This window comes from Acinetobacter sp. NIPH 1852 (assembly GCF_022549455.1).
Classification (GTDB): domain Bacteria; phylum Pseudomonadota; class Gammaproteobacteria; order Pseudomonadales; family Moraxellaceae; genus Acinetobacter.
This window is the reverse complement of the sequence record NZ_JAKZGG010000020.1, coordinates 39,605-63,853: the sequence shown is the minus strand read 5'-3', so window position 1 is coordinate 63,853 and position 24,249 is coordinate 39,605. Positions and strand designations below refer to the sequence as shown.

Here is a 24,249-nt window from a genome sequence, read left to right as displayed (position 1 = left end):
AATTAATTCACCCAATCGCAATGGACCCAGGTCTACGTTTTGCGATTCGTGAAGGTGGTCGTACTGTAGGTGCTGGTGTTGTTGCGAAAGTAACTCTCTAATCATCTAGAGTAATAAAAAAACACCCCTCTGGGGTGTTTTTTTATGCCTATTGTTTGCTCTTTATTTTCTTGCGTCGTAAAAATTCACACTTAATTAATTTTTCTCTTGCGTCGTAAAAATTAATACTTAATTAATTTTTCCTCTTGCGTCGAAATAAAGCGATGCTTGATTTCTCCTCATGTCCCAAACTGATACTTAGCTGTCCTAAACTGCACTTAATTGATACCAATAAAACAGTAAGATAAAACTCAAGAAAATGAACAAAATTACTCAGTGAGAGATTTCACTTAAAAGGAGTAGGCGGCATGAATGCTAAAGTAAATATTTCAAATCGTGCAGGTGCAAGTTTTCCTGTACGTCGCATGAACTTTGACTTTGACCAAGTCCCTGAATATTGGATGAGTGGATCAGCGGGTTTAACTCATTTCATGACAGCTTTGTCTGCGTTGTTTCCTGATGGTGAAAAGCTGTTTATTGATTCTGTTCGCGCAGTACGTCATCATCCTGCGATTAAAGACAATGAAGCATTACAAAAAGAAATCAGTGCTTTTATTGGTCAAGAAGCCATGCATACGCAAGAGCATGTCGGTTTTAATCAGTCCGCACAGAAATATGGTCATGATGTTACAACTTTGGAAAAACGTACAGCGAAACTGATTCAATTCACACGTAAGAATTTTGCGAGAGTGGTTAAGCCATTTGGCATGACACAAGAAATGGTTGATTTAACTGCAACGACAGCGTTGGAACACTTTACTGCGACGATTGCTTCTGAACTATTGCGTAATCCGCACATTCAAGAGCTGATGACAGATGACACTATGTCATATATGTGGTTTTGGCATGCCGTCGAAGAAAATGAACACAAAGCAGTTGCCTATGATGTTTATGAAGAAATTTTTGGTCGTGGCATCAAAGCCTATGCATTGCGTAATACTGCATTAGTGGTGGCAATGGTCTTTATTTTCTTAGCACAATCATCATTTGTCTTACGCTTGCTTAAACAAGATGGCAAACTGAATCTAAAAGAATTGGGTATGATTTATAAATATGGCTATAGTCCATCAAAAGGGATTATTGCAGGGATGGTTGGTGAGATGCTTGCATATCTGAAACCAGGATTCCATCCGAACGACTTGGATACTGTGCAATTGCTCAAAGATTGGAAAGCAAAGCTAGGTTTGTGATTTCTAGTTTCAGCTATTAATTGTATGTTAAAAAAGGACAATTTTTATTGTCCTTTCTTTTTTTTTATGAAAACTAGATTTTCTATTCTTATTTGATAAATTTTCCTTGTGTCGAAAAAATTAATACTTAATTAATTTTTCCTCTTGCGTCGAAATAAAGCGATGCTTTATTTCTCCTCATGTCCTAAGATGATGCTTTAATGACCTTATCTGCACTTATTTAATGCATATAAAAGCGCGTATAACTAATAAATAGAGCGTAATTAAAAAGAATATTTGCATTATAGGAGAACAAGGTATGAATGCTAAAGTTAATATTTCAAACCGTGCTGGTGCCAGTTTCCCTGTACGCCGGATGGATTTTGAATTTGGTGAAGTACCACGTTACTGGGCACATGGCGATGCAGCATTAACTCATTTTATGACTGCACTATCAGCACTCTTCCCAGAAGGTGAGCAATTCTTTGTCAATAGTACTCGTGCCGTGAGAAATGATCCTAAATTAGCTGATCCTATATTACAGAAAGAAATTAGTGCTTTTATTGGTCAAGAGGCGATGCATTCCAAAGAACATTTGGCTTTTAATGCAGCTGCACAAGCCTATGGTTACGATGTGCGAGAAATGGAAGCACAAACTGGACGTTTGATTAACCGTACAGTCGGCATAATTTCACAAGCGCTTAAACCTTTTGGGTTTAGCAAAGAAATGATTGGTTTGACAGGAACGTGTGCCTTAGAGCATTTTACTTCGACGATTGCAGAAGAATTGTTGAGCAACCCAGACATTCAGGCAATGTTCCAAGACGAAACCATGTATCACCTTTGGATGTGGCATGCAGTAGAGGAAAACGAACATAAGGCGGTTGCTTTTGATGTATATGAAACAATGTATGGTCGAGGTGCAAAAGCGTATTTTATGCGTTCATTGGCGCTTGTGATTGCAATGGGATTGATCTTCATCACGCAATCATACTTTACAGCGAAGCTACTCAAAACTGATGGTAAGCTTACTTGGCGTGATACAAAATATATGATCAAATTTATGTATGGCTACAAAGGCTTTATGTCACGTCAGATTCCGACATTACTCGATTTCCTAAGACCTCGCTTTCATCCGAATGATGATGATACAACTGAGCTATTAAATAAATGGCGTACTGAATTAGGTTTCAATCCAAGTTAACTTCAACGGACAGTGAAAACTGTCCATTTTTTTATTCAAATTTTGGCTAAAATTGCTGATAATCGCATCATCATATTTATAGAGTAGTAGATTTTGATCCGATTGATGCAAGAAAGTGACGTGGATCATGTTGCTGCGATTGAGTGCTTAGTTCAGACACATCCATGGTCTAAACAGCAGTTCCAAGAATCTTTAGTATCTCACCAATGTACTGTTTATGAACAAGCCAATCAGGTGGTAGGCTTTTGTATCTTACAGCCTGTGTTGGACGAAGCAAATTTATTACTGATGGCGATTCATCCAAGTCAGCAAGGGAAGGGATTGGGCTATGCATTACTTGATTATTCAATCGAGCAATTAAAAAATAATCCGATTCAGATTTTTTTAGAAGTGCGAGAAAGTAATCGCGCAGCGATTCGTTTATATGAAAAAGCGCAATTCCATCAAATTGATTTACGCAAAAACTATTATCCAAATGGTGATGGTTCAAGAGAGCATGCTGTGATCATGGTCAGAACATGCACTGATGATTTTGCAGCGCTATTTCAATAAACGCTATTTAATAATTAAATTATTCCATTCGGATGGAAGTGTACTCATTAATGAATCTCCAAGTTGCTGTATTTCATTATTGGAGAGTGGACGATTGAGCCTACGCCATTGTCCATCAAGCAATAATTCGAGTGGCGTATATTGCGATTTGTAATTCATTTTTTGTGAGTGGGGAACCCAGTAACCCAGATAGAGGTATTCAAGGTTTAGACTGCGGACATATTCGATTTGTTTGAGGATCGCAAAGACACCCAAAGAACGACGTTGTTCATCTGGATCAAAGAAAGTATAAACGGCAGATAGCCCATCATCCATGAGATCACAGGTTGAAACCCCAATTAGTTTCTGATCTTTCCATAGTTCCAGAAAGAAACTATCGGTACAGCTATGCACAAGGAATTTTTCAAACTGGTCAAGGTTTGCTGGATACATATCGCCATCTGCATGGCGTTCATTGATATAGCGTTCGTATAAATCGTAATGTTGTTGCGTCGCTTGAGAAGTGGGCAAAATATTCATTTTTAAATCTTGGTTACGTTTCCATGCCTTTTTCTGGCTGCTATTCATTTGAAATTCTTGAATAGGTACGCGACAAGATAAACATTGGCGACACAAATGGCACTCAGGGCGATAAACAAAATCACCACTACGTCGAAAACCGACGCGAGAAAGTTCCGACAATGTCACCACATCTATACGGTGAATTGGATCTAAAAACACCATTCGAGCTGATTTGCTATCGAGGTAGCTACAGTCATGCGGTGGCGTGATGTAATACTGTAAGTCATTTAAAAGGGACTTGGGTTGGTATGATTTCATGAATCTGTCCCTCCAAGGTGTTCGTCCGTTAACCGTCTAATTTTGCATTAAGTGCTATTGTTTTACTTGAAAATACACGTTCTTGATAGCTTTTCCAATTGATAGGGGGGGCAATAATTACATCTTGTAACGATTTTAGATATATTTGGCGAGAAAGTGTACGTGCGCCTAAACTTATGAGGTGTTCATTGACCAGTTGGCAATCCACCCAAGCGAACTGATTTTCTTGTCCGATTAGCATTAGGGTATAAAATGCCATTTTCGATACATCGGTTTCAGTACTGAACATTGACTCACCAAAACAGCCTTTGCCAATGCTAACACCATACAAACCACCGACAAGTTGCTGTTGATGCCAGACCTCAATACTATAAGCATAGCCCGCTTCGAATAAAGCGCAATAGCCTTGAATAATATCTTCGCTAATCCACGTTTCATTGGTATAGCTACGTGGCATTGAACAAGAGCGCATGACTTCTTCGAAAGCATGGTTAATCGTAATCCGATAATCATGCTTTTTCATATTACGGATTAAGGATTTGCTTGGTTTGTATGATTGCGGTTCGATAATGCAGCGAGGTTCGGGACTCCACCAGCAAATCGGTTCATCTTCATTGAACCAAGGAAATAAGCCGTGGGTATACGCTTCCAATAAAGTAGAAGGGGAGAGATCCGCGCCAATACAGATAAATCCATGACCGTCAGGATCTGCTTCTATTGGATTTGGAAAAGTGTATTGAGATAAGGGGAGTTGTTGCATATCGGGAAAAGTGAATAGGAATGATTCTAAACTAACTGAACTGAAACAGAATGGCAATCGTTGAAAGATCACCATTCCATTGACAGGCTAATTAAATAAACGAAGTTGTTTCGCGATTTCAATTTTTTTACTATCAATAAAGATTTGCGCTTTGCCCTTTATGATCTCAAGGCTCTGGGTTTTATCAGCCACGGTATTGCCATCTTTATCTAAAACTAGCCATCCAAGTTGACTGATAACATTTTGGACATAAATCGCAAAATCACTTGCTGTTTCTAATCCATCAATAAAATGTGCACGATAGAATAGCTGATGGAAGTGTTCTGTTGGAATGCCGATACCAGTAAGTGGGCTGACTAAGACGTTATAGTTTTGATGAAAACTGGCTTGTTTCAGGATGTGATGGTTTAAATCATGGCAGTGTTTAACCGTTTTCTCTTGTGGTTTAAGATTTTGACAAGGTTGCGCCAAACCGAGATGACATAAAATTACTAATGCATTTAAAATCTTTGCGTAGTTTAGTTCTGGAAAACTTTGTTCAAACTCCGCGATTGTTAATGGTTGATAATTATCCTCAGCAAATCGATTAGCAATAGGTTGATAAATTTCTTCAATTAAATTGAATGTACCTAATAGACCATTGATACTTGTTGGTAATTGTTCTTTAGCAGTAAGTAACACAAAAGCGGTCTTGCGTAATTTTTCTTGGACTTGTAGTGGAGTTAAATTGTTCTTTCCACGAATGAATAAGTCTCTTCTAAACTGTGTATTTGCAAAATAGTCTCGGCATTGCTCTTTGAAGATTGGATGTTCAATTGCATCTAAAAACTTTTGATGTTCTTCAGAAAAGTTAATATTATCAAGATGAGAACCTAAATCAGTAGAACCAGCATAAGACAGTTTGATTTCATCAAGAATGCGGACAATCTGTTGAAATGAAAAACATTGCCAATCTTGGTTTAGATATTCATGAATCAAATAGTTGGGATTTTGTTGTTTTAAATCTGCAACTTTTTGTGTGGCGTTTGGATTACGCTGAGCAAAAACGGGGTTTTGTTTGAGTAACTCATCACTAAAGTTTAGTGCTTCATTCACCTTTTGAATTGGGTTGGTACTTTTACTATTAAATTTGAAATGACTATGAAATAGCTCACGGATTGGCATGTTTGCAGCCCAACCAGTGACGCAGTTATAGCTGATATATACAATACCATTCGGTTTTAGAAATTTTCGAATGAATTTTAAAATAATATGTTGATTTTCATAGCTAATCCAGCTCCATATACCGTGCAAACTGATCGAGTTAAACATCGGTAAATCATGGCGATTCAGAAGTTCCTCAAAACTATCATCATAAAAAAAATGCTCAATATGGCTTTGTTCTGCTAATTGATTGGCATGTGCTGCGTGGGCAGGATTAAAGTCGGTACCGTAAAATTTAGCTTCATTACTTGTGGCGTGAATGTTAATACTAACGCCTTGTCCAAAACCAAGTTCACAATGGGTTTGGTTATCCTGAAAGTCAGGACTTTCGATGCCATTGAGCAGTAAGCAGAATTTTTGAAAATTCGGGCTCAAGTCACGATAATAACCATAGGTATAATTTACTTCTGTTTGATAGCCGTTAGTCCATGTTGTTGTCATTCATACATCCATTATTAAATTCTGTTTAAAAAGTATTCATGTTTTTGATTGTATGAATGATTTATAAAAAAAACCACCAAAAATTTGGTGGTCTTTTCATAAATTGTAAATTAGTTCGAATTGTCTAAATATTTCTCAGCATCTAAAGCAGCCATACAACCTGATCCAGCCGAAGTAATCGCTTGACGATAAATACTATCCGCGACATCACCAGCAGCAAAAACACCTTCAATAGAAGCTGCTGTTGCATTGCCAGAAGTACCACTTTGCACTTGGATGTAGCCATCGCGTAGGTTAAGTTGACCGTCAAACATACTGGTATTCGGTTTATGACCAATCGCAACAAATAGACCTTGGACTTGAACGTCTTGAGTGCTTGAGTCTTGCGTTGATTTGATACGAACAGAAGTTACACCTGTTTTATCACCGAGAACTTCATCGACTTGATGATTCCAAATGATACTGATTTTGCCTTCTTTTTCTTTAGCAAAAAGATGATCTTGTAAAATCTTTTCTGAACGTAAGCTGTCACGACGATGGACTAAAGTGACATGTGCAGCAATATTTGAAAGATAAAGCGCTTCTTCTACCGCAGTATTACCACCGCCTACAACCATGACATTTTGGTTCTTATAGAAGAAACCATCACAGGTTGCACAAGCACTAACACCTTGTCCCATAAATGCAGCTTCAGATTCAAGACCTAAGTACTGTGCAGTCGCACCTGTTGCAATGATAAGCGCATCACATGTGTATTCAGCCATATCGCCCTTTAATACGAATGGGCGAGTTTTGAGGTCAACTTCATTAATATGATCGTAGACGAGTTCTGTACCGAAACGTTCTGCATGAGCTTGCATACGATCCATAAGGACTGGACCAGTCAATCCTTCAGGGTCACCTGGCCAGTTATCGACTTCAGTGGTCGTGGTCAATTGACCGCCTAGTTGTATACCGGCGATGAGTGTCGGTTTGAGGTTGGCACGTGCAGCATAAACTGCTGCGCTGTAACCTGCAGGACCAGAACCCAGAATAATTAATCGTGAGTGACGAGCGCTCATTAAAGAACATCCTTCTTATATTGAAAATGCTAAAATTATACGTGAATCCACACAAGATTGGGGGCAAAACCATGTGGATAATATTGATAAGTTCAATCGAAATAGGCTATATCATGTTTGAGGAATTGATTATTTCAAAATTACGTGTCGAAAATGTGAATCGCCCTTCGATGTTAACAACAACAGTAAACAATCGTGCATCTTTTTTTTTAGAACGCGTGCATAATATAAAACTTATTGATTAAGGTAAGTTAGACCTTAAAAGATACCAACAAATAACGAATTGGGTTACAGGATTGTATATGGCTGCGGTGTCAAGTGTTTATGCACAACGCTTTTTAATGACATTATTTTTAATTTCTTTTGGCATTTATTTATTTCTTGCCACAGTGACCTACACACCTTTTGATCCGGGTTGGATGCATATCTCTAGTGATACCCAGCATGTTTCAAATGCAAGTGGGGTCGCTGGCGCTTGGATCGCAGATTTATTATTTGGTTTCTTGGGCTGGGCGAGCTTACTCATTCCTTTATTTTTATTTATAGAGGCGGTACAGGTTTGGTGGCCAAGAAGCTTTCTAAATCTACCTTTTCGTTATGCAGCACAATTCTTTTTGATCTTATCGATCTCTAGTTTATTGTATTTACATTGGAACACGCCTGCGGATACGCTGGATAATGCTGCAGGTGGCATCATTGGTTATGAGTTAGGGCAAAGCTTGTCTCACCTTTTGACCATTTATGGTGCGACATTGTTCTTACTGGCATTTAGTATTTTATTGATTACTTTAGCTTTTGGTATTCAATGGAATAAAACATGGTTGATGTTGAAAAAGACACCTGCCTATTTACAAGATTTATTCTATAGAAATGTGCCGCAGAATGAGTCCGCTTATGACCGTACTGAGCAATTGGCGGCATCAGAAATACCTGCAATAAAAAATAAAGTACCAGTACAGACTGAATCGGATGTGCAGCAAGCAACGTTAACTAGCGCAACGGTAGATGATGTCCAAGCCAAAGCAACAAAAATGGATGATTCACATCATCAGATTTTGGCGGAAAAGTTGTTTGCTGATGTCGTTGCGCGAGAGCAACAAGGTAATCAACCACAACAAACGCCGCAAACCGAAGACTTCGAGCAAACCTTACAACGCGCACATCAGTTTGAAACGGAAAGCCAACGCCTCGTTCAAACAGGTGAGGTATGGCGCGCGCTACAAAGTGATGATGCGAATCATAAACAAGAAATTGATGCGCTCTTAAGAGCTGCTGATGATGAAAACTCTTCTACAGCGCCACAGCCATCTCAGTCAGAACCAGAGATTCAGAAAAGCAATCATCACCATTTAGACTGGAATGATGATCAAATTTTTGATGAGCTATTGGCTGCGGTTCCAAACACCAAGACAGCGACGGATTTACACACACCATTTACGCCAGAGCTGCAACAAAATGCACATCATGCGGTGGATATTGATTTTGATTCGCCACTAAGTGAATCAACGCCAACAAAAAATCTTTATTCGCATACACCGCCTGCCAATAATACACATCTAGATGCACAGGATGATTTCGATCATTTTAATGATCTTTTAGTTGAAAGTGAGCAAGACAAAATAACCACGCCAACAAGCAGTAACCCTCATGTACAACTTGCTGCTGTAAGTGCCACCGCTGAGATGCAAAAAGAAAAGTTATCCAAAGAAGCTTTTATTGAAGCGTGGCAAGAAACAGCAGGTAAGGCTGAAACAGATTTAGATATAGAAGAAGATTTTGATTTGGATGCGCCATTAACGGATACATTTGGGCGACCAATGTCACGTGCGATGCAGGTTGCGCAGAAACGTCGTGACTTGCCAACTTTACCGGGCTTAGAGTTGCTGGATAAAGTTGATCCAAACAAAAAGGTGAATTTTACAGCGGAACAATTGGCGCGACTTTCTGAATTATTAGAAATTAAGCTACAGGAATTCAATGTAAAAGCCCAGGTGGTTGAAGCTCAACCAGGACCTGTGGTCACGCGTTTTGAACTCGATCTTGCACCGGGCGTTAAAGCATCTAAAGTGACTAATATTTCGCGTGACTTAGCGCGTTCAATGTCGATGGCATCTGTGCGGGTTGTAGAAGTCATTCCGGGCAAACCTTATATTGGTATTGAAGTTCCAAACAGCACGCGTGAAATGGTGCGTCTGATTGAATTATTGACCATTCCTGCTTTTACCGATCCAAATAGCATTCTTTCTATGGCGATGGGTAAAGATATTTCAGGTAATCCTGTTATTGCAGATTTGGGTAAAGCACCACACATGTTGGTCGCGGGAACCACAGGTTCAGGTAAATCAGTTGCGGTCAACTCGATGATTTTGTCGATGTTGCTGAAATATACGCCTGATCAATTGCGTTTTATTTTAATTGATCCAAAACAGCTAGAATTAGCCAATTATAATGATATTCCTCACTTATTAACGCCTGTTGTAACCGACATGAAAGATGCGGTGAGTGCATTAAATTGGTGTGTAAATGAAATGGAACGTCGTTATAAACTGATGTCATTTCTTAAAATTCGTAAACTCAGTGATTACAATCGTAAAGTCGAAGAGGCGATTGCAAATGGTGAGGATTTAATCGATCCAACGTGGAAACCAAGTGACTCAGCAACACAAGAACGTGCAGCACGTTTGACGCCGTTACCTTCGATCGTCATTGTTGCGGATGAGTTTGCTGACATGATTATGCAGGTCGGTAAAAAAGCGGAAGAAATGATTACGCGGTTAGCACAAAAATCTCGTGCGGCAGGTATCCATTTGCTGCTTGCAACGCAACGTCCATCTGTAGATGTAATCACTGGTTTGATTAAAGCCAATATCCCAACCCGTGTGGCATTACGTGTAAACAGTAAGATTGACTCGCGTACGATCTTGGATGCGGGCGGGGCAGAGGACTTGCTTGGTCATGGTGATATGTTGTTCTTAGGGCCGGGTAAAATTGAGCCTGAGCGTGTTCATGGTGCATTTATTAGTGATGACGAAGTCAATCGCATTTGTGATGCATGGCGTGAGCGTGGTGAACCTAACTATGTTGATGAAATCTTGACGCCTTTTGATGAGGAACCGTCTTCACGTGGTTTTGAAGATGGTGATGGTGATCCAAATCGTGATGCGCTTTATGATCAGTGTGTTGCTTTTGTTTTGGAAACACGCAAAGCTTCAACTTCTTCATTACAGCGCAAATTTAGTTTAGGTTATAACCGAGCTGCCCGTATTATTGACCAAATGGAAGAAAATGGTATCGTCAGTGCGATGGGTGCAAATGGAAAACGAGATATTCTCGTTTAACGAGAAAAATCCAATAATAAAGCCTCTATTTAGAGGCTTTCTTTTTATATTTGCTTATTTTTATATAGTAATAATCACATTTTTTATTTAAGCTTACGCTTTGGAGTCCCATTGCTAGGGTGAGCTATGTTAGTTGCATTGAGTACGCTAATCTTCATTCATTTTTGTGCATTAATTACACCCGGACCAGATTTCTTTTTGGTCTCGCAAACGGCAATCAGTCGTTCGCGTAAAGAGGCTGTATTGGTTGTTTTGGGTATTTGCATCGGTGCAATGCTTTGGTCACTATTGGCGTTAATGGGGCTCAATATCATTTTTGAAAAAATGGCTTGGCTTAAACAAGGGCTGTTGATTGCGGGCGGCTTATATTTGTGTTGGCTTGGCTTCCAGATGCTTCGTTCTGCTTTCTCTAAAGGGGATCAGACGGTAAATCCGATTGTCTTACCTCAATCACCTTATTTATTTTTTATGAAAGGATTGCTAACAAATCTGTCTAATCCAAAAGCAATCATCTATTTTGGTAGTGTATTTTCTCTGTTTTTAACCAATCCTTTATTTGATCAGCATCATTCATTGCTGTTTATTATTGTTTCAGTAGAAACTGCGTTATGGTTTACTTTGGTCGCATTTGTATTTTCTCTACCTACATTTCGCACAGCGTATCAAAACTTTGCAAAATGGATCGATGGTGTTTCAGGTGGGATTTTTACTTTGTTGGGTGTATATTTAATCGGAAGTCGATAATTATTTAAAAAAAAGCCTGCATGATGCAGGCTTTTTTTATTAAGCAAACTTTGCTAAGACTTCTAAGAAACCATCTTTTTGGCGTGGAAATTGTGCAATTACGTCATGGATGCGTAATCCTTCAGGATTGGTTGCATTCAAGTCACGGCCATCAGCCAAAAACTGAGTAATCAATCGCTCATAGTCATTTGGACGCATGTGTTTAAATGCGTGATAGAGGACATGAAAGTCAGCATTGACACCTGTTGGTGGAAGTTGGTTGAGGTAGGCAAAAACACGCTCATCTGACCATTCTTCATTGAAAGTTGCTGGCTGTGATAATGCCATGACAGTCTCCTCAGTCTTTAATAAAGGAAAAATATTCTACTCGAAGCGTAGCTTCTCGTCTTGCGACTGGGCAAAGCTATGCTTTGCTTACCCAGTCCACTCAAAGCATAGCTTCTCGTCTTGCGACTGGACAAAGCGTTGCTTACCCAGTCTCATATTTTGCCTTTATTTGCAAAAAATCGCTAATGAAAAAACTACTATCGATCTTCAGGTAAATTGATATTCATTTCTAACATTTCAATATTTGCTTCTGAACGAACTTGCATTTGAATATGCTGTTCATCCACACCTCGAACGTAACGACTGACGACCTGCATGATTTCTTTTTTCATTTGGTCAATTTTGTCTTGGCTTAAACGACGACCTAAGCCTTGTTCAGATGCAACAATTACCTTTAGACGATCTTTGGCAGTTTGTGCACTTGATGACTTTTCATCACTGCTAAATAGTTTACTCCAGAATCCTGCCATCATTACGCTCCAAATAGTCTAGCTAACCAACCTCTTGGCTGTACCACAATGTGTCGATAAGGACGTTCTTCACCAAGAAAACGAGCCACTAAATCATCATAGGCTTGACCAGCTTTTTCTTCTGTATAAAGAATAACAGGCTTACCTTCGTTCGATGCTTGAAGTACGCTCGGGCACTCAGGAATAACACCCAAAGTCGGAACACGTAAAATATCTTTAGAAATGTCATCAATCGTCAGCATTTCTTGTCTATCTGCACGTTCTGGATTGAAACGTGTGATACACAAGTGCTTACGGATACGGCCTTCGTTTTGCTCAACTTTTTTAGTTTTGCTATCCAACATACCGATGATACGATCTGAGTCACGAACAGAAGAAATTTCTGGGTTTGTGACAATGATTGCTTCATCAGCATGATACATCGCTAAAATTGCACCACGCTCGATCCCTGCTGGTGAGTCACAAATGATGTAATCAAACTCTTGTGACAATTCATCAATCACACGTGCAACACCTTCATCACTTAAGGCATCTTTATCACGGGTTTGTGAAGCAGGTAATATGTATAGGTTTTCAATTTCTTTATCACGGATGAGCGCTTGTTGTAAGCGAGCCTCATTATTGATGACATTAACAAAGTCATAGACGACGCGGCGTTCGCAGCCCATGATTAAGTCAAGATTACGTAAACCTACATCGAAATCGATCACAACAGTTTTATGACCACGTTGGGCTAATCCTGTTGCAAAAGATGCGCTGGTCGTAGTTTTACCTACACCACCTTTGCCTGACGTTACGACAACAATTTTGGCCACCGAATCCACTCCTATTTATGGTCATACGCCCCTAAAAGGGCTTTTTTGGTGTTTATAAATTAAAACTGCAAAGTTTCAAATTCAAGCTCTTGCTTGGCGTTTAAATAAATATGTACAGGCTGCTTGATCAGATCTTTAGGAATATCATCTGCAACACAATATGTCCCTGCAATAGAGACCAGTTCTGCTTCGAGAGAATTGCAAAAAATGCGCGCTGAAGTATGTCCACCTGCACCTGCAATGACTCTACCACGTGCATTACCATAAATGTGAATATTTCCAGATGCAATCACTTCAGAGCCGCTGTTCATACCTGCATTTAAGATAATATCGCCTTGATCTTGTACCAAACATTGCCCAGTACGCAAAATCTCATCATGATAAGAGGTGATATGCGTATGCGCTGTGTTTTTTTGTGGTGTTTGTATTGCAGCACTATTCGCTTGCTCTTTAGCTGGGTGAGCTACCACTTGTTCTTTAGATGCTTTAATCCGCTGTAAGGGTTGATCCGCAGGTAAAACAGGGAATTGAATCGCTCGTGCTTCATCACCTAAGAGACCATCAATTACTGCCATTGGTTGTAGGCCTAGATCGATTAACACTTGAATTAAGGCAATGAGTTCTTGTTCAACGGTACTGTCTATAATTACCAAAGTTCCTAAATAAGAACCTTCATTGAGTGTGCTCGTCAATTGCTGTCGGATTGCATTATGGTCATTTGTGTCGAAAGTTAATCGACTAAAATTCACCATTCTGCCCGTAATCCGTATATCAGCCATAATGTATCCTTCAGGGCTTTTAAGCACTCTAGTGTGTTATAAATAAAAGCAAATGCTAGAACAAATTACAGCAATTCTCTAGCTCGAATAGTAAATTTTCTTGTAATCATTCTGCTTTTTTGTTCAATTGAGCATTTTCATCCAGCATTTCTTGCCATTGCTTGACTCGAACTTGTTTGCTTATCGCCTCAATGCTTTCAAATACGACAGATTTAACCAATTCTTCCAAGTATTGATTATTAATATTTAGCTCACTGACTTTTTCTGCAATCAGTTGAAAATTTTCATTGGGCTGCTGAGGTGAGCCTGCTGTAAAAGGCTCGATTAAACCTGCGCTAATATTTTCCCCCAAGCGTTGTCCAATACTTTGAATCTGTTGCTCAATCCGCCCACCGACGATCGGAATAAGGCGTAATAGCTGGGTCAGTTCAGGGGTATCTTCGATGGCTTGATTGACAATCGCACCTACTTTTTGGGTAATCGCAGGTTGTTGCTGTTGTAAAGCAGTCGCCAAAGATTCTTGTAGCAAAGAGGAAAGTGTCGTCACAAATAACTGGCGGTGATGATCAACCAAATTATGAATGGTTTTTTGATGGCTACTATTGGTTTGTAACTCACGCTTTAGCCCATCAAGTACAGTCAGTACCACGCGATCGGATAACTCTTCCATCACCACACGATAATAAAATAAAAGTGTGCGCTGTATCTTTTCTGGGATCACCTGATAGCCCATTTCATATAAGCGGTAGGCAATAATCCCAGCCCGAAATAAACGTAAGAAACGTAAATAAGGAATAATGGCTAGAATTTCATAGAAATGCACAAATGGAAACCACCACCAACGAGCATGGTGTTTATTGATGATCGCAAAAATCCAACGTACAACCAGTTCTGCAATCAAAAAGATAATAAACCAAGCTTCAGTGGTGATAACCCAAGGGTTGAGATGGGTTCGATAGAAATCAAGAACGCTGAGTAGATGAATCTGTTGAAATAACCATTCCCCAAGAGAACTCATCAGGAAAAGGTTCATACCTAAGCAGAATAAGTTAAATACAATAATAAACACCATAAAGATGTCATAGAGCAAAAATAGTCGGAAAGGCCAACTGTTTTGATCGACACTGTGGTATTTAGATTTTGGCTTCTTATTCTGCTGAGTCATAAATTTACTTAATGTCCGATGTGGTTGTATATTTTTCTTTCATTTGCTGAATAAGCTGATCTTTTTCAGTCCAGATTTGATCGACCCATTTTTGGAAACGTTCACGAAACTCTAGATCATCCTCATAGTTGCCCCCAAGCACCCAATTAGGAATCTCAATTTTACGTAAATCGACAGCTATGCGGGATACATCACCCAACCAAAAATCGCTATATTCAGGCGGACCATCTGGATAAACAATGGTCATATCAACAAAGGCATCTACTTTATCACCCAGAATATTTAACGCCAATGCTAAACCACCCGCTTTAGGCTTAAGCAGGTTTTTATATGGTGACTGCTGTTTGGCATGTTTTTCAGGCGTAAAACGTGTGCCTTCTAAATAGTTTAATAAAGTAAAAGGCTGACTCAGTAATTGTTCACAGGCTTTGCGTGCTTCGAGCATATCGCGTGATTTTAGCTCAGGATTTTTAGCAATTTGTTCTTTTGTATGACGTTTCATCATTGGGAAGCCTAAAATTTTAAAGGCTTGACCAACAAAAGGAATGAAAATCAGCTCCCACTTGGTAAAGAAGCGGGTAAGCGGCATACGGGTTAAACCAAAATATTGATTAACTGTGGTGTCGACCCAGCTTTGATGATTACAAATCATCATATATCTACCTTGTAAAGTCAGATCGAGTTTTTCATCGATGCTGATATCCCAATGCAAATCTGGAAGGACATTGTCAATCAACCAGTTATTTACACTAAGCCAACTATTGGTAATTTGAATATTGGTTTCATCAACTTTCGCAGATTTTTTGAATAATTTTGTCAAACCTAAAGCCAGTACAGGAGGACCATGTAAGAAGGTACTGCCTGTGATGACTGAGCTAACGGTCAATCCTTTACTAATTTTTTGCAATAAAGATGCTTTTTTATTTGAGGTAGACATAAATCAAACCTTGAGTGCAAATGTTTAAAAAATAGATGATCCAACTATAAACAACAGAAATTGAAATACAACCGTATATTTGAGGATCTTGACAATTTTTATATATTTAGATGGGTTAGAGCGCATTTCTACAAAATATTAAAGCTTCTCCTGAGGCGTGAAATACCAATTTGTAGTAAACTTAACAATGAAAATGGTGATATTATTTTTGAAAAGAACAGTCAACGTATAACGATGAAGGAAATGTGTTGCTTTATTCAAGTAAAGTGCATCAAAGTATTACAAAAATATAAATAAACTGTTTATTATTAACAAAATATCAATGGTATGGCATCGTTTTCTCATTCATTATTCACCAAGACAACAAAATACATAGACAGGAGCTACGCAATGCGTGCATTAATGATTTCAACACTCGTAGGGGCTGGATTGGTACTTTCTGGTTGCCAAACTACTGGTAATAATATTGGCGGCGTAGAATATGATAAGTCTGCTCTAGGCGCATTGATTGGTGCTGCTGCGGGATATGGCGTTTCTAAAGGTAATGCAAATACAAGTAAGCAAAATAACCGTGCTGCGGCGATTGGTGCAGTTTTAGGTGGTGCTGGTGGTTTATATCTTGACAACAAAGAGAAAAAACTTCGTCAACAAATGCAGGGTACTGGTGTAGATGTTGGCCGTAATCCAGATGGTTCTGTTCAATTGATTATGCCTGGTAGCATTACTTTTGATACTAACAAATCAAATATCAAGCCAAACTTCTATACGACTTTAAACAAAGTTGCGCAAGTATTGGCTGAAGATAACCAAAGTGCGATCTTAGTAACTGGTTATACTGACAACACAGGTAATGATTCAATCAATATTCCATTATCTCAAGCACGTGCTCAATCAGTTAAAAACTATTTAGCTGGTAAAGGTATTTCAGGTGGTCGTATTGATGCACAAGGTTATGGTTCATCAAATCCAATCGCAGACAACAGTACTGCTGCTGGGCGTGAACAAAACCGTCGTGTAGAAATCAGCATTTATGCAAAACAGTAATTTTTACTGATTTTTAAAGAACCACCTTCGGGTGGTTTTTTTATTGCTTAAATTTCTTGCGACAAGCTGTGGCGTGTTATTTGCAGAAGACATCATAATTTATACATATCCCAAGATTTATTATTGGGATTCTAAAACAGAGATGTCTATAATCATGCTCGGAAACGTGAGAGGTATTACAACGATGTCATCTGCCAGTCAATTGAATGACAAGCAACTTGAAGCCATGAAATATGTTCAAGGGCCTTTGTTGGTGCTTGCAGGTGCAGGTTCAGGTAAAACTTCAGTAATTACGAGAAAAGTTGCTTTTTTGGTGCAGCAGTGTGGTATTCCTGCTCATCGCATCACTGCAATGACTTTTACCAATAAAGCAGCACGTGAAATGAAAGAGCGTGTCAGTAAGCTCCTTTCTCGTGAAGAGGCAAAAGGGCTTTCTGTTTCGACCTTCCATACATTTGGCTTAAATTTATTACGCTTAGAATTAAAAAACTTGCCGCTGAAAGCCAACTTCTCAATCTTAGATGCAGATGACTGTAAACGAATTTTGATGGATTTGATGCAGCGTGACAATTTATCAGGTGCTGAAAGCAAAGATTTGATTGCGAAAGCGATGCGAAAAATTTCAGATTGGAAAAACGATTTGGTTTTGCCTGAACATGCACATTCAACCTGTGAAACGGTCGATGATGTTCAGCTTGCGCACCTCTATCAACTTTATGAGCGGAACTTACGTGCTTATAACGCAGTTGATTTTGATGATTTGATTGTGATGCCAACACGTTTACTTCAGGAAAATGCCGAAGTGCGTGATAAATGGCAAAACCGAGTCCGTTATTTGTTGGTGGATGAATATCAAGATACCAACACTGCCCAATATACCTTAGTTAAGCTCTTAGTCGGGGTGATGGGACAGTTCACTGCGGTAGGAGATGATGACCAATCCATCTATGCATGGCGCGGAGCAAAGCCTGAAAACATGGCTTTACTCAAAGAGGATTTTCATAATCTAAAAGTGATTAAGCTTGAGCAAAACTATCGCTCGACTAGCCGTATCTTAAAAGCTGCCAATGCCGTGATTGAAAATAATCCACACATTTTTGACAAGAAGTTGTGGAGTGATAAAGGCCATGGTGAAACCATTCGTATCATCACCTGTTTGAATGATGATGATGAAGCCGAGCGTGTGGTTAAAGACTTAATCACACATAAGCTCATGAATGGTAAAAGCTGGAAAGATTATGCGGTGCTCTATCGTGGTAATTTCCAAGCACGTGTTTTAGAAACCCAACTGCGTCAGTTACAGATTCCTTATAAATTATCGGGTGGCCAATCATTCTTTGCGCGTGCTGAAATCAAAGATGTGATGAGCTATTTACGTTTAATCATCAATCCTGAAGATGACAGTGCTTTCTTACGAATTATTAATACCCCAAAACGTGCCATTGGTCCGGTCACTTTAGAAAAGCTCGGGTTATTTGCACAAGAAAATACTCTGTCATTGCTAACGGCATCATCCGATCAACGTTTGTCGATGGTGTTGCCAAAGAAAGCGACGACACAATTACATGAGTTCGCGGATTTTATTGCTACATTCACTCGTGAACTTTTAGATGATGATGAACCTGTACCTAAAGTCCGTCAGATGATCAACGAAGCTGGCTATATTGATTATGTGCGTGAACAAGCGGCGACACCAGCACAAGAAAAAACCAAGATAGATAATATTGAGACGCTATATACCAGTATCCAAAACCTGATCAATCGTGCCGACGATGTTGATGAGAAAAATATCGAAAGCGTAATTCGTAAACTGGTGTTGTTGGATATGCTTGAACAGCAACAAGAGGAAGAAGACACTGACAAGGTGAACCTATTGACGCTGCATGCAGCTAAAGGTTTGGAGTTTCCTTATGTCTATATGATTGGTTTGGAAGAAGAGTTACTGCCACATAAAAACTCGATTGCAGCAGAAACCATCGAAGAGGAACGCCGTTTGATGTATGTGGGGATTACCCGTGCGCGTCAGGGCTTAACACTGACACTGGCAGAGCAGCGTAAAAACGGTGGGCAAATGCGTCAGATGACACCAAGTCGCTTCTTGGATGAGCTACCGCAAGATGAGCTGGAATGGCATGGTCGTAAGAAGAAACTTGCGCCAAATGTTGATCCGAAAGAGCAGGCGCAGCATTATCTCGCAAATTTAAAAGCTTTATTGAAACGTTAAGAAAGTGTAAGTAGGAAGTTGAAATGAAAGTCCAAGTTAAAGTATTAGATGCACGTTTAGGTCAAGAGTGGGCATTGCCTTCGTATGCAACGACAGGTTCAGCAGGTTTAGATTTACGTGCTTGCTTGGATGAAGCGATTGAGATTGCTGCAGGTGAAACAGTTTTAGTCAAAACTGGCTTGGCGATTTACATTGAAGATCCAAATTTTGCGGGTTTGATTTTACCGCGTTCTGGTCTAGGTCATAAGCACGGTATCGTGTTGGGTAACTTGGTTGGTTTGATTGATTCAGACTATCAAGGTGAGTTGATGGTGTCTGTTTGGAATCGTGGACAAAACACCTTCCGTTTAGAACCTGGTGAGCGTTTAGCACAATATGTGCTCGTACCTGTTGTACAAGCACAATTTGAACAAGTGAATGAATTTGTTGCGACTGAGCGTGGTGCAGGTGGTTTTGGACATACAGGCCAACAATAACGTTTCAACAGATCTTTAAAAATGCAATGTTCTCGCGTGGAACGTTGCATTTCTCATATTGATTGTTACTTAAAACTATATTAAAAAGCAGCTGACGATTTATTTATTTTAATTTTTCTCAACAAGGGTACGTTAATTTCTTAATAGTAATATTTTTTGAATAGTCTTTCGATTATAAAAAATAGGGGCTTACTGTGAATATAAAACATACATTTCCTCTGAATATTTTTCGTGCTTATGATATCCGGGGAAAGCTAAGTAATTTAACACCTCATGTTATTCGTTCAATTGCCTACGCTTTAGTACTACAGTATAAAAAAGCTGAACAAAACCAAATCGTAATAGGGTACGATGCGCGTTTAACCAGTCCAACTTATGCCAATATTATTCAGCAAATATTTGAACAACAAGGTTTTAAAGTCACCAACATTGGGTGTTGTTCATCACCAATGATGTATTACATTGCAAGAGATTATGGTGGTAATGGCATCATGGTCACTGCAAGTCATAACCCAAAATCGGATAATGGGATTAAGTGGATTTTGAGCGGTGAACCACCGAATCCTGAAGCGATTCAAAAAATCGGTCAATTGGCTCAAGTCTCTTTGTCTGATTTAAATCAAGCACATGATTTGGAAAATGTCTTGCATAAGATTATTCCTCAGTACTGTTTGCAGTATCAGCAATCATTGCTCAGCGATATTCACTTATCACGCCCTTTGAAAGTTGTTTTAGATGGTTTGCATGGTTCGGCTGGTCGTTGCGCAAAACAGGTCTTAGAAAAATTAGGTTGCGAAGTGATAGCTTTACGCTGTGAGGCAAATGGTGATTTTCCAGATCATGCTCCAGATCCATCGCATGCAGCACATTTAAGACAATTACAAGCTGCAATTATTTCTGAAAAAGCAGATTTAGGCATTGCTTTAGATGGAGACGGGGATCGGGTGGTTCTACTGGACGAACAGGCACATATTATTAGCCCTGATCGTTTATTGTCTTTGTTCGCACAGATGTGTTTGTTACAACATCCACATAAAGAAATTGTATTTGATGTGAAGTGTTCTCGGATGGTTGCAGATACAGTGCAGCAACTCGATGGACAAGCGAAAATGATTCGTACAGGTAGTAGTTTCTTACGTGCTTATTTATCACAGTCGCAAGGTGAAGCCGTGTTTGGCGGGGAATATGCTGGTCATTATGTCTTTAATGATGGGCGTGGTTTTGGCTATGACGATGGTTTATACGCCGCATTGCGTGTAATGGAGTACTTTACCCAATCCAATGCAGGCAGTTTTTCTGAATTATTCGCGATTTATCCTGAACGATATTGCACCGAAGATACCTATATCAGTACGCACGAGGCGAATCCTAAACAAGTTTTAAATGATATTGAGATTTTAAGTCATCGTTTAGGTGCTCGTTTAAGTAAAATTGATGGCGTAAGACTTGATTTTGACGATGGTTTTGGCATTATTCGAGCATCCAATACGGGTGAGTATTTTACCGTTCGTTTTGATGCAGATAACCCAGATCGATTAATTGAGATTCGCCAAGAATTTGTTTCTATGTTGCAAGATCAATATCCTCTAATTGCACAAGAACTCGCACAGGCTTAATAAGGAGAGATACATGCCACCTCACGAGCATATCGGCATTGATAAAGCTAAAATTTTGATTGAAGCTTTGCCGTACATCCAACGTTTTGCAGGCAAAACTTTGGTGGTGAAATACGGTGGCAATGCGATGACTGATCCAGAGTTGGAAAGTTCATTTGCTCGAGACATCGTGTTATTAAAAACAGTGGGTTTAAATCCAATTGTGGTGCATGGTGGTGGCCCTCAAGTTGACTCATTGTTAAAGCGTTTAGGACAGGAATCAGACCGTATTGATGGTATGCGTGTCACCGATCAGGCGACGATGGAAGTTGTCGAAATGGTCTTGGGCGGTAGTGTCAATAAGTCCATCGTGAACTTGATTAATCAACATGGTGGTCGTGCCATTGGTTTAACGGGTAAAGATGGAAATTTGCTTCGCGCGCGTAAATTGTTGATGGAAAAGCAAGAAGCAGATGGTTCAATCTCTCAAATTGATTTGGGCATGGTTGGTGAAGTCACAGGCGTTAAAACGGATGTACTTGAGATGTTTACCCAAGGTGATTTTATTCCTGTAATTGCACCATTAGGTGTTGATGATGAAGGTAATACTTATAATATCAACGCGGACTTAGTGGCTGGAAAAGTGGCAGAAGCACTGGGTGCTGAGAAACTGATTTTACTCACCAATATTACTGGCGTACTCGATGAAAATAAAAATCTGTTGACGGGTTTAAGTACGCAGGAAGTTGATCGTTTAATTGAGACGGGTGTGATTTATGGCGGGATGATTCCTAAAGTTGGTTGTGCACTGGATGCGGTCAAGGGTGGTGTGGTCAGCGCGCATATCGTTGATGGTCGTGTGCCACACGCAACGCTATTAGAAATCTTTACCGATCATGGTGTTGGTACATTGATTACTAATCGTATGAAGCATTAAATATTCATACCAAGATGAAAGAGACCTCATATAGGTCTCTTTTTTGTCATCAGCTCTTCATGTTTTAGTCATGGCAATGTCATTTAAGCGATTTAAGGTAAGTCTAGTCATAAGGAGCTTTCATTATGCTAGAAAAATTAAACCAATATCGCCAAAATTTGACTTTACCTTTACGTCAAAAACCTTCGCAAACCCAGTTTCGTTTTGAATGGGTGGATAATTTAAAAGAATTACAACAAGTACAACGTTTTAGAGCGACGCAATTTAGCCATCAATTTGGGATGACTTTTGAAGATGGCCTTGATCAAGATATTTATGATTTTGGTTGTGAGCATGCAGTGTTACGTGAGAAATGGACAGGGGAGATTGTGGCTTATACACGGCTTAAATTGTTCCAAGGACATGAAATCGGACAAAGTTATAGCGCACAAGAGTTTGATGTAGTGCCACATTTTTCACATTTACCAAATGTATTGGAAATCGGCCGAACCTGTGTTCACCCACAGTTTCGTTCAGGCAAAGCTTTATCCATGTTATGGCTGAATTTAGCCCCGAAAGTTCTTTGGTCAATGCGTGCCAAGTATTTAATGGGCTGTGTCAGTATTCATCTTGAAGATAATTCAGCCCGTGCTTATTACACACACCGTCAAATTCAACAACTCGCTGCACATCAGAGCATTGATATTCGTTCAAAACGTGCTTTTGAGCCTGAACGTCCTGACTATAGCTTTCCACAAGACGAACGCATGCCCAAGTTATTTCAAACGTATTTAGGGATGCAGTCGAAGTTATCAAAGCAAGCATTCTATGATGAAGATTTTAAGTGCTTAGACTATTTCGTATTCTTAGAAGTCAATAAAATCGCGACCTCTTTTGTGATGAATAAAATGGTGCAACGTTAGAGCTTTGTCAGTTTTAATCGGGTCCTGTGCACATATTGAGATTTACAAGGCATCTGAACCTCATGCACAATAGGTAAAGATGTCAGAAAGTTAAAAAGATATGTGCCAACTATTAGGAATGAACTGCGCCACACCGACAGATATTACTTTTTCCTTTCGTGGTTTTTCCCAACGAGCCGGTGTGACGTCTGATCATTGTGATGGTTTTGGTATCGCTTTTTTTGAAGACAAAGCCTGTCGTTTATTTGTCGATAATCAATCCGCAGTTGAGTCACCAATTGCGGATTTGGTGCGTAACTATCCAATCAAATCACGTAATGTCATCGCACATATTCGAAAAGCCACGCAAGGTAAAATTACCTTAGAAAACTCGCATCCTTTTTTACGTGAGTTATGGGGCAGACATTGGATTTTTGCGCACAATGGTGATTTACACGATTTTAATCCTGTATTGAATGGGCGCTTTGAACCTGTTGGCAATACCGATAGTGAATATGCGTTTTGCTATTTATTAGATCAAATGGTTGAAGCGTTTGGCTATACAGAGCCTAGTCTTGAAGAGCTTTTTTCTCTATTAGAACGTATCGCCCCTCAAATCGCTGAACATGGCACATTTAATTTCTGCTTATCCAATGGTCAAGCACTATTTAGTTATGCCACCACCAAACTGCATTGGCTTGTGCGAGAGTATCCATTTCAACATGCACATTTGATTGATTTGGATGTGGAAGTCGATTTTAGTGAAGTGACAACAGCAGAAGATCGGGTCGCTGTGATTACCACTGAGCCTTTAACTCATAATGAGGAGTGGACGGCTTTTCAAGCGGGTGAAATGATTTTATTCCAAGATGGAAAATCGATTAAACATGCATTAACTCGCGTTGAACGACTTATTCGTGAAGCAGAAAATCCATCACTAAAACGGGTCACTAAAGCCGATCAATATTAGACGCTTTGTATTATTCCCATCTCGAGAAAAATGGATTTATAAAACAAATCTATCCATTTATAAAAATGAAGTAGCATCGCTCAAATGTAGGTTTTTTCTTAATTTAAAGATGTATATATCTTATATATTTCAATAAAATTAGATAGATAATTTTTCTAACTGGTTAAAAAATACTTGAGTGTTTTAGTGGGTGAAAAATTTAAAATAAATATAAAACAATAGGTTAATTTATTTATTTG

General features: G+C 39.3%; 22 protein-coding genes and 1 pseudogene. 13 read left to right on the top strand and 10 right to left on the bottom strand.

All coding sequences use genetic code 11. The features are described 5' to 3' along the window. The 4 genes and pseudogenes from MMO38_RS14165 to rimI all read left to right on the top strand — a co-directional run. Positions 1 to 101, top strand: a pseudogene (locus MMO38_RS14165) (elongation factor Tu); the annotation flags it as partial. 306 nt (positions 102 to 407) lie between these two features. Further along, complete coding sequence (locus tag MMO38_RS14160; RefSeq protein WP_241323949.1) at positions 408 to 1,289, top strand: metal-dependent hydrolase; 882 nt, start codon at positions 408 to 410, stop codon at positions 1,287 to 1,289. 298 nt (positions 1,290 to 1,587) lie between these two features. After that, a complete protein-coding gene (locus MMO38_RS14155) occupies positions 1,588 to 2,472 on the top strand; it encodes a metal-dependent hydrolase (RefSeq protein WP_005198079.1) in 885 nt (294 codons plus the stop codon). Between the two features lie 93 nt (positions 2,473 to 2,565). Beyond that, positions 2,566 to 3,024 (top strand): ribosomal protein S18-alanine N-acetyltransferase, encoded by a 459-nt coding sequence (gene rimI, locus MMO38_RS14150; RefSeq protein ID WP_241323948.1) that lies wholly within the window; start codon positions 2,566 to 2,568, stop codon positions 3,022 to 3,024. Positions 3,025 to 3,027: 3 nt separating this feature from the next. On the opposite strand, the gene MMO38_RS14145 is transcribed toward rimI, so the two are convergent. From MMO38_RS14145 to trxB, 4 genes are all read right to left on the bottom strand, one after another. Beyond that, entirely contained in the window at positions 3,028 to 3,843 is an 816-nt protein-coding gene (locus MMO38_RS14145; protein ID WP_241323947.1) for an arginyltransferase, read from the bottom strand. Between the two features lie 28 nt (positions 3,844 to 3,871). Further along, positions 3,872 to 4,603, bottom strand: coding sequence for a leucyl/phenylalanyl-tRNA--protein transferase (gene aat / locus MMO38_RS14140; protein ID WP_241323953.1), 732 nt, complete (start codon positions 4,601 to 4,603; stop codon positions 3,872 to 3,874). An 87-nt stretch (positions 4,604 to 4,690) separates the two neighbouring features. Next, complete coding sequence (locus tag MMO38_RS14135; protein WP_241323946.1) at positions 4,691 to 6,247, bottom strand: class I SAM-dependent methyltransferase; 1,557 nt, start codon at positions 6,245 to 6,247, stop codon at positions 4,691 to 4,693. 110 nt (positions 6,248 to 6,357) lie between these two features. Then, the gene (gene trxB, locus MMO38_RS14130; protein ID WP_005198070.1) at positions 6,358 to 7,308 is read right to left on the bottom strand and encodes a thioredoxin-disulfide reductase; all 951 of its coding nucleotides are present in this window, start codon (positions 7,306 to 7,308) and stop codon (positions 6,358 to 6,360) included. A 302-nt stretch (positions 7,309 to 7,610) separates the two neighbouring features. Here trxB and MMO38_RS14125 point away from each other — a divergent pair, with 302 nt between their 5' ends. Further along, complete coding sequence (locus MMO38_RS14125; protein WP_241323945.1) at positions 7,611 to 10,646, top strand: DNA translocase FtsK; 3,036 nt, start codon at positions 7,611 to 7,613, stop codon at positions 10,644 to 10,646. Between the two features lie 126 nt (positions 10,647 to 10,772). Then, positions 10,773 to 11,390, top strand: a complete 618-nt coding sequence (gene rhtC, locus MMO38_RS14120) for a threonine export protein RhtC (RefSeq protein WP_004670116.1) — start codon at positions 10,773 to 10,775, stop codon at positions 11,388 to 11,390. A 39-nt stretch (positions 11,391 to 11,429) separates the two neighbouring features. Here the strand turns inward: rhtC and MMO38_RS14115 are convergent, their stop codons facing one another. From MMO38_RS14115 to MMO38_RS14090, 6 genes are all read right to left on the bottom strand, one after another. Then, the gene (locus MMO38_RS14115; protein WP_004670118.1) at positions 11,430 to 11,717 is read right to left on the bottom strand and encodes a PA4642 family protein; all 288 of its coding nucleotides are present in this window, start codon (positions 11,715 to 11,717) and stop codon (positions 11,430 to 11,432) included. A gap of 197 nt (positions 11,718 to 11,914) precedes the next feature. Further along, positions 11,915 to 12,187 (bottom strand): cell division topological specificity factor MinE, encoded by a 273-nt coding sequence (gene minE, locus MMO38_RS14110; RefSeq protein WP_004670120.1) that lies wholly within the window; start codon positions 12,185 to 12,187, stop codon positions 11,915 to 11,917. Positions 12,188 to 12,189: 2 nt separating this feature from the next. Then, positions 12,190 to 13,002 (bottom strand): septum site-determining protein MinD, encoded by an 813-nt coding sequence (gene minD / locus MMO38_RS14105; protein WP_004670121.1) that lies wholly within the window; start codon positions 13,000 to 13,002, stop codon positions 12,190 to 12,192. Between the two features lie 59 nt (positions 13,003 to 13,061). Next, the gene (minC, locus tag MMO38_RS14100) at positions 13,062 to 13,781 is read right to left on the bottom strand and encodes a septum site-determining protein MinC (protein ID WP_241323944.1); all 720 of its coding nucleotides are present in this window, start codon (positions 13,779 to 13,781) and stop codon (positions 13,062 to 13,064) included. Between the two features lie 106 nt (positions 13,782 to 13,887). Further along, a complete protein-coding gene (locus MMO38_RS14095; RefSeq protein WP_241323943.1) occupies positions 13,888 to 14,946 on the bottom strand; it encodes a preprotein translocase subunit SecA in 1,059 nt (352 codons plus the stop codon). A 4-nt stretch (positions 14,947 to 14,950) separates the two neighbouring features. After that, positions 14,951 to 15,883 (bottom strand): acyltransferase, encoded by a 933-nt coding sequence (locus MMO38_RS14090; protein ID WP_241323942.1) that lies wholly within the window; start codon positions 15,881 to 15,883, stop codon positions 14,951 to 14,953. A gap of 390 nt (positions 15,884 to 16,273) precedes the next feature. Between MMO38_RS14090 and MMO38_RS14085 the strand changes: the two genes are divergently transcribed. From MMO38_RS14085 to MMO38_RS14055, 7 genes are all read left to right on the top strand, one after another. Next, positions 16,274 to 16,927 carry an OmpA family protein gene (locus MMO38_RS14085; RefSeq protein WP_005198053.1) on the top strand — a complete coding sequence of 218 codons (654 nt, stop codon included), beginning with the start codon at positions 16,274 to 16,276 and terminating at the stop codon, positions 16,925 to 16,927. A gap of 184 nt (positions 16,928 to 17,111) precedes the next feature. Continuing rightward, positions 17,112 to 19,151, top strand: a complete 2,040-nt coding sequence (locus MMO38_RS14080) for a UvrD-helicase domain-containing protein (protein WP_004670132.1) — start codon at positions 17,112 to 17,114, stop codon at positions 19,149 to 19,151. Positions 19,152 to 19,174: 23 nt separating this feature from the next. Further along, positions 19,175 to 19,627 (top strand): dUTP diphosphatase, encoded by a 453-nt coding sequence (gene dut / locus MMO38_RS14075; RefSeq protein WP_004670134.1) that lies wholly within the window; start codon positions 19,175 to 19,177, stop codon positions 19,625 to 19,627. A gap of 194 nt (positions 19,628 to 19,821) precedes the next feature. Then, positions 19,822 to 21,243, top strand: coding sequence for a phosphomannomutase/phosphoglucomutase (locus MMO38_RS14070; RefSeq protein ID WP_241323941.1), 1,422 nt, complete (start codon positions 19,822 to 19,824; stop codon positions 21,241 to 21,243). A 13-nt stretch (positions 21,244 to 21,256) separates the two neighbouring features. Further along, entirely contained in the window at positions 21,257 to 22,159 is a 903-nt protein-coding gene (argB, locus tag MMO38_RS14065) for an acetylglutamate kinase (protein ID WP_005198048.1), read from the top strand. A gap of 125 nt (positions 22,160 to 22,284) precedes the next feature. Further along, positions 22,285 to 23,061 (top strand): GNAT family N-acetyltransferase, encoded by a 777-nt coding sequence (locus MMO38_RS14060; RefSeq protein WP_004670140.1) that lies wholly within the window; start codon positions 22,285 to 22,287, stop codon positions 23,059 to 23,061. Between the two features lie 100 nt (positions 23,062 to 23,161). Further along, positions 23,162 to 24,010 (top strand): class II glutamine amidotransferase, encoded by an 849-nt coding sequence (locus MMO38_RS14055; protein ID WP_241323940.1) that lies wholly within the window; start codon positions 23,162 to 23,164, stop codon positions 24,008 to 24,010. The last annotated feature ends 239 nt before the right edge of the window (positions 24,011 to 24,249 follow it).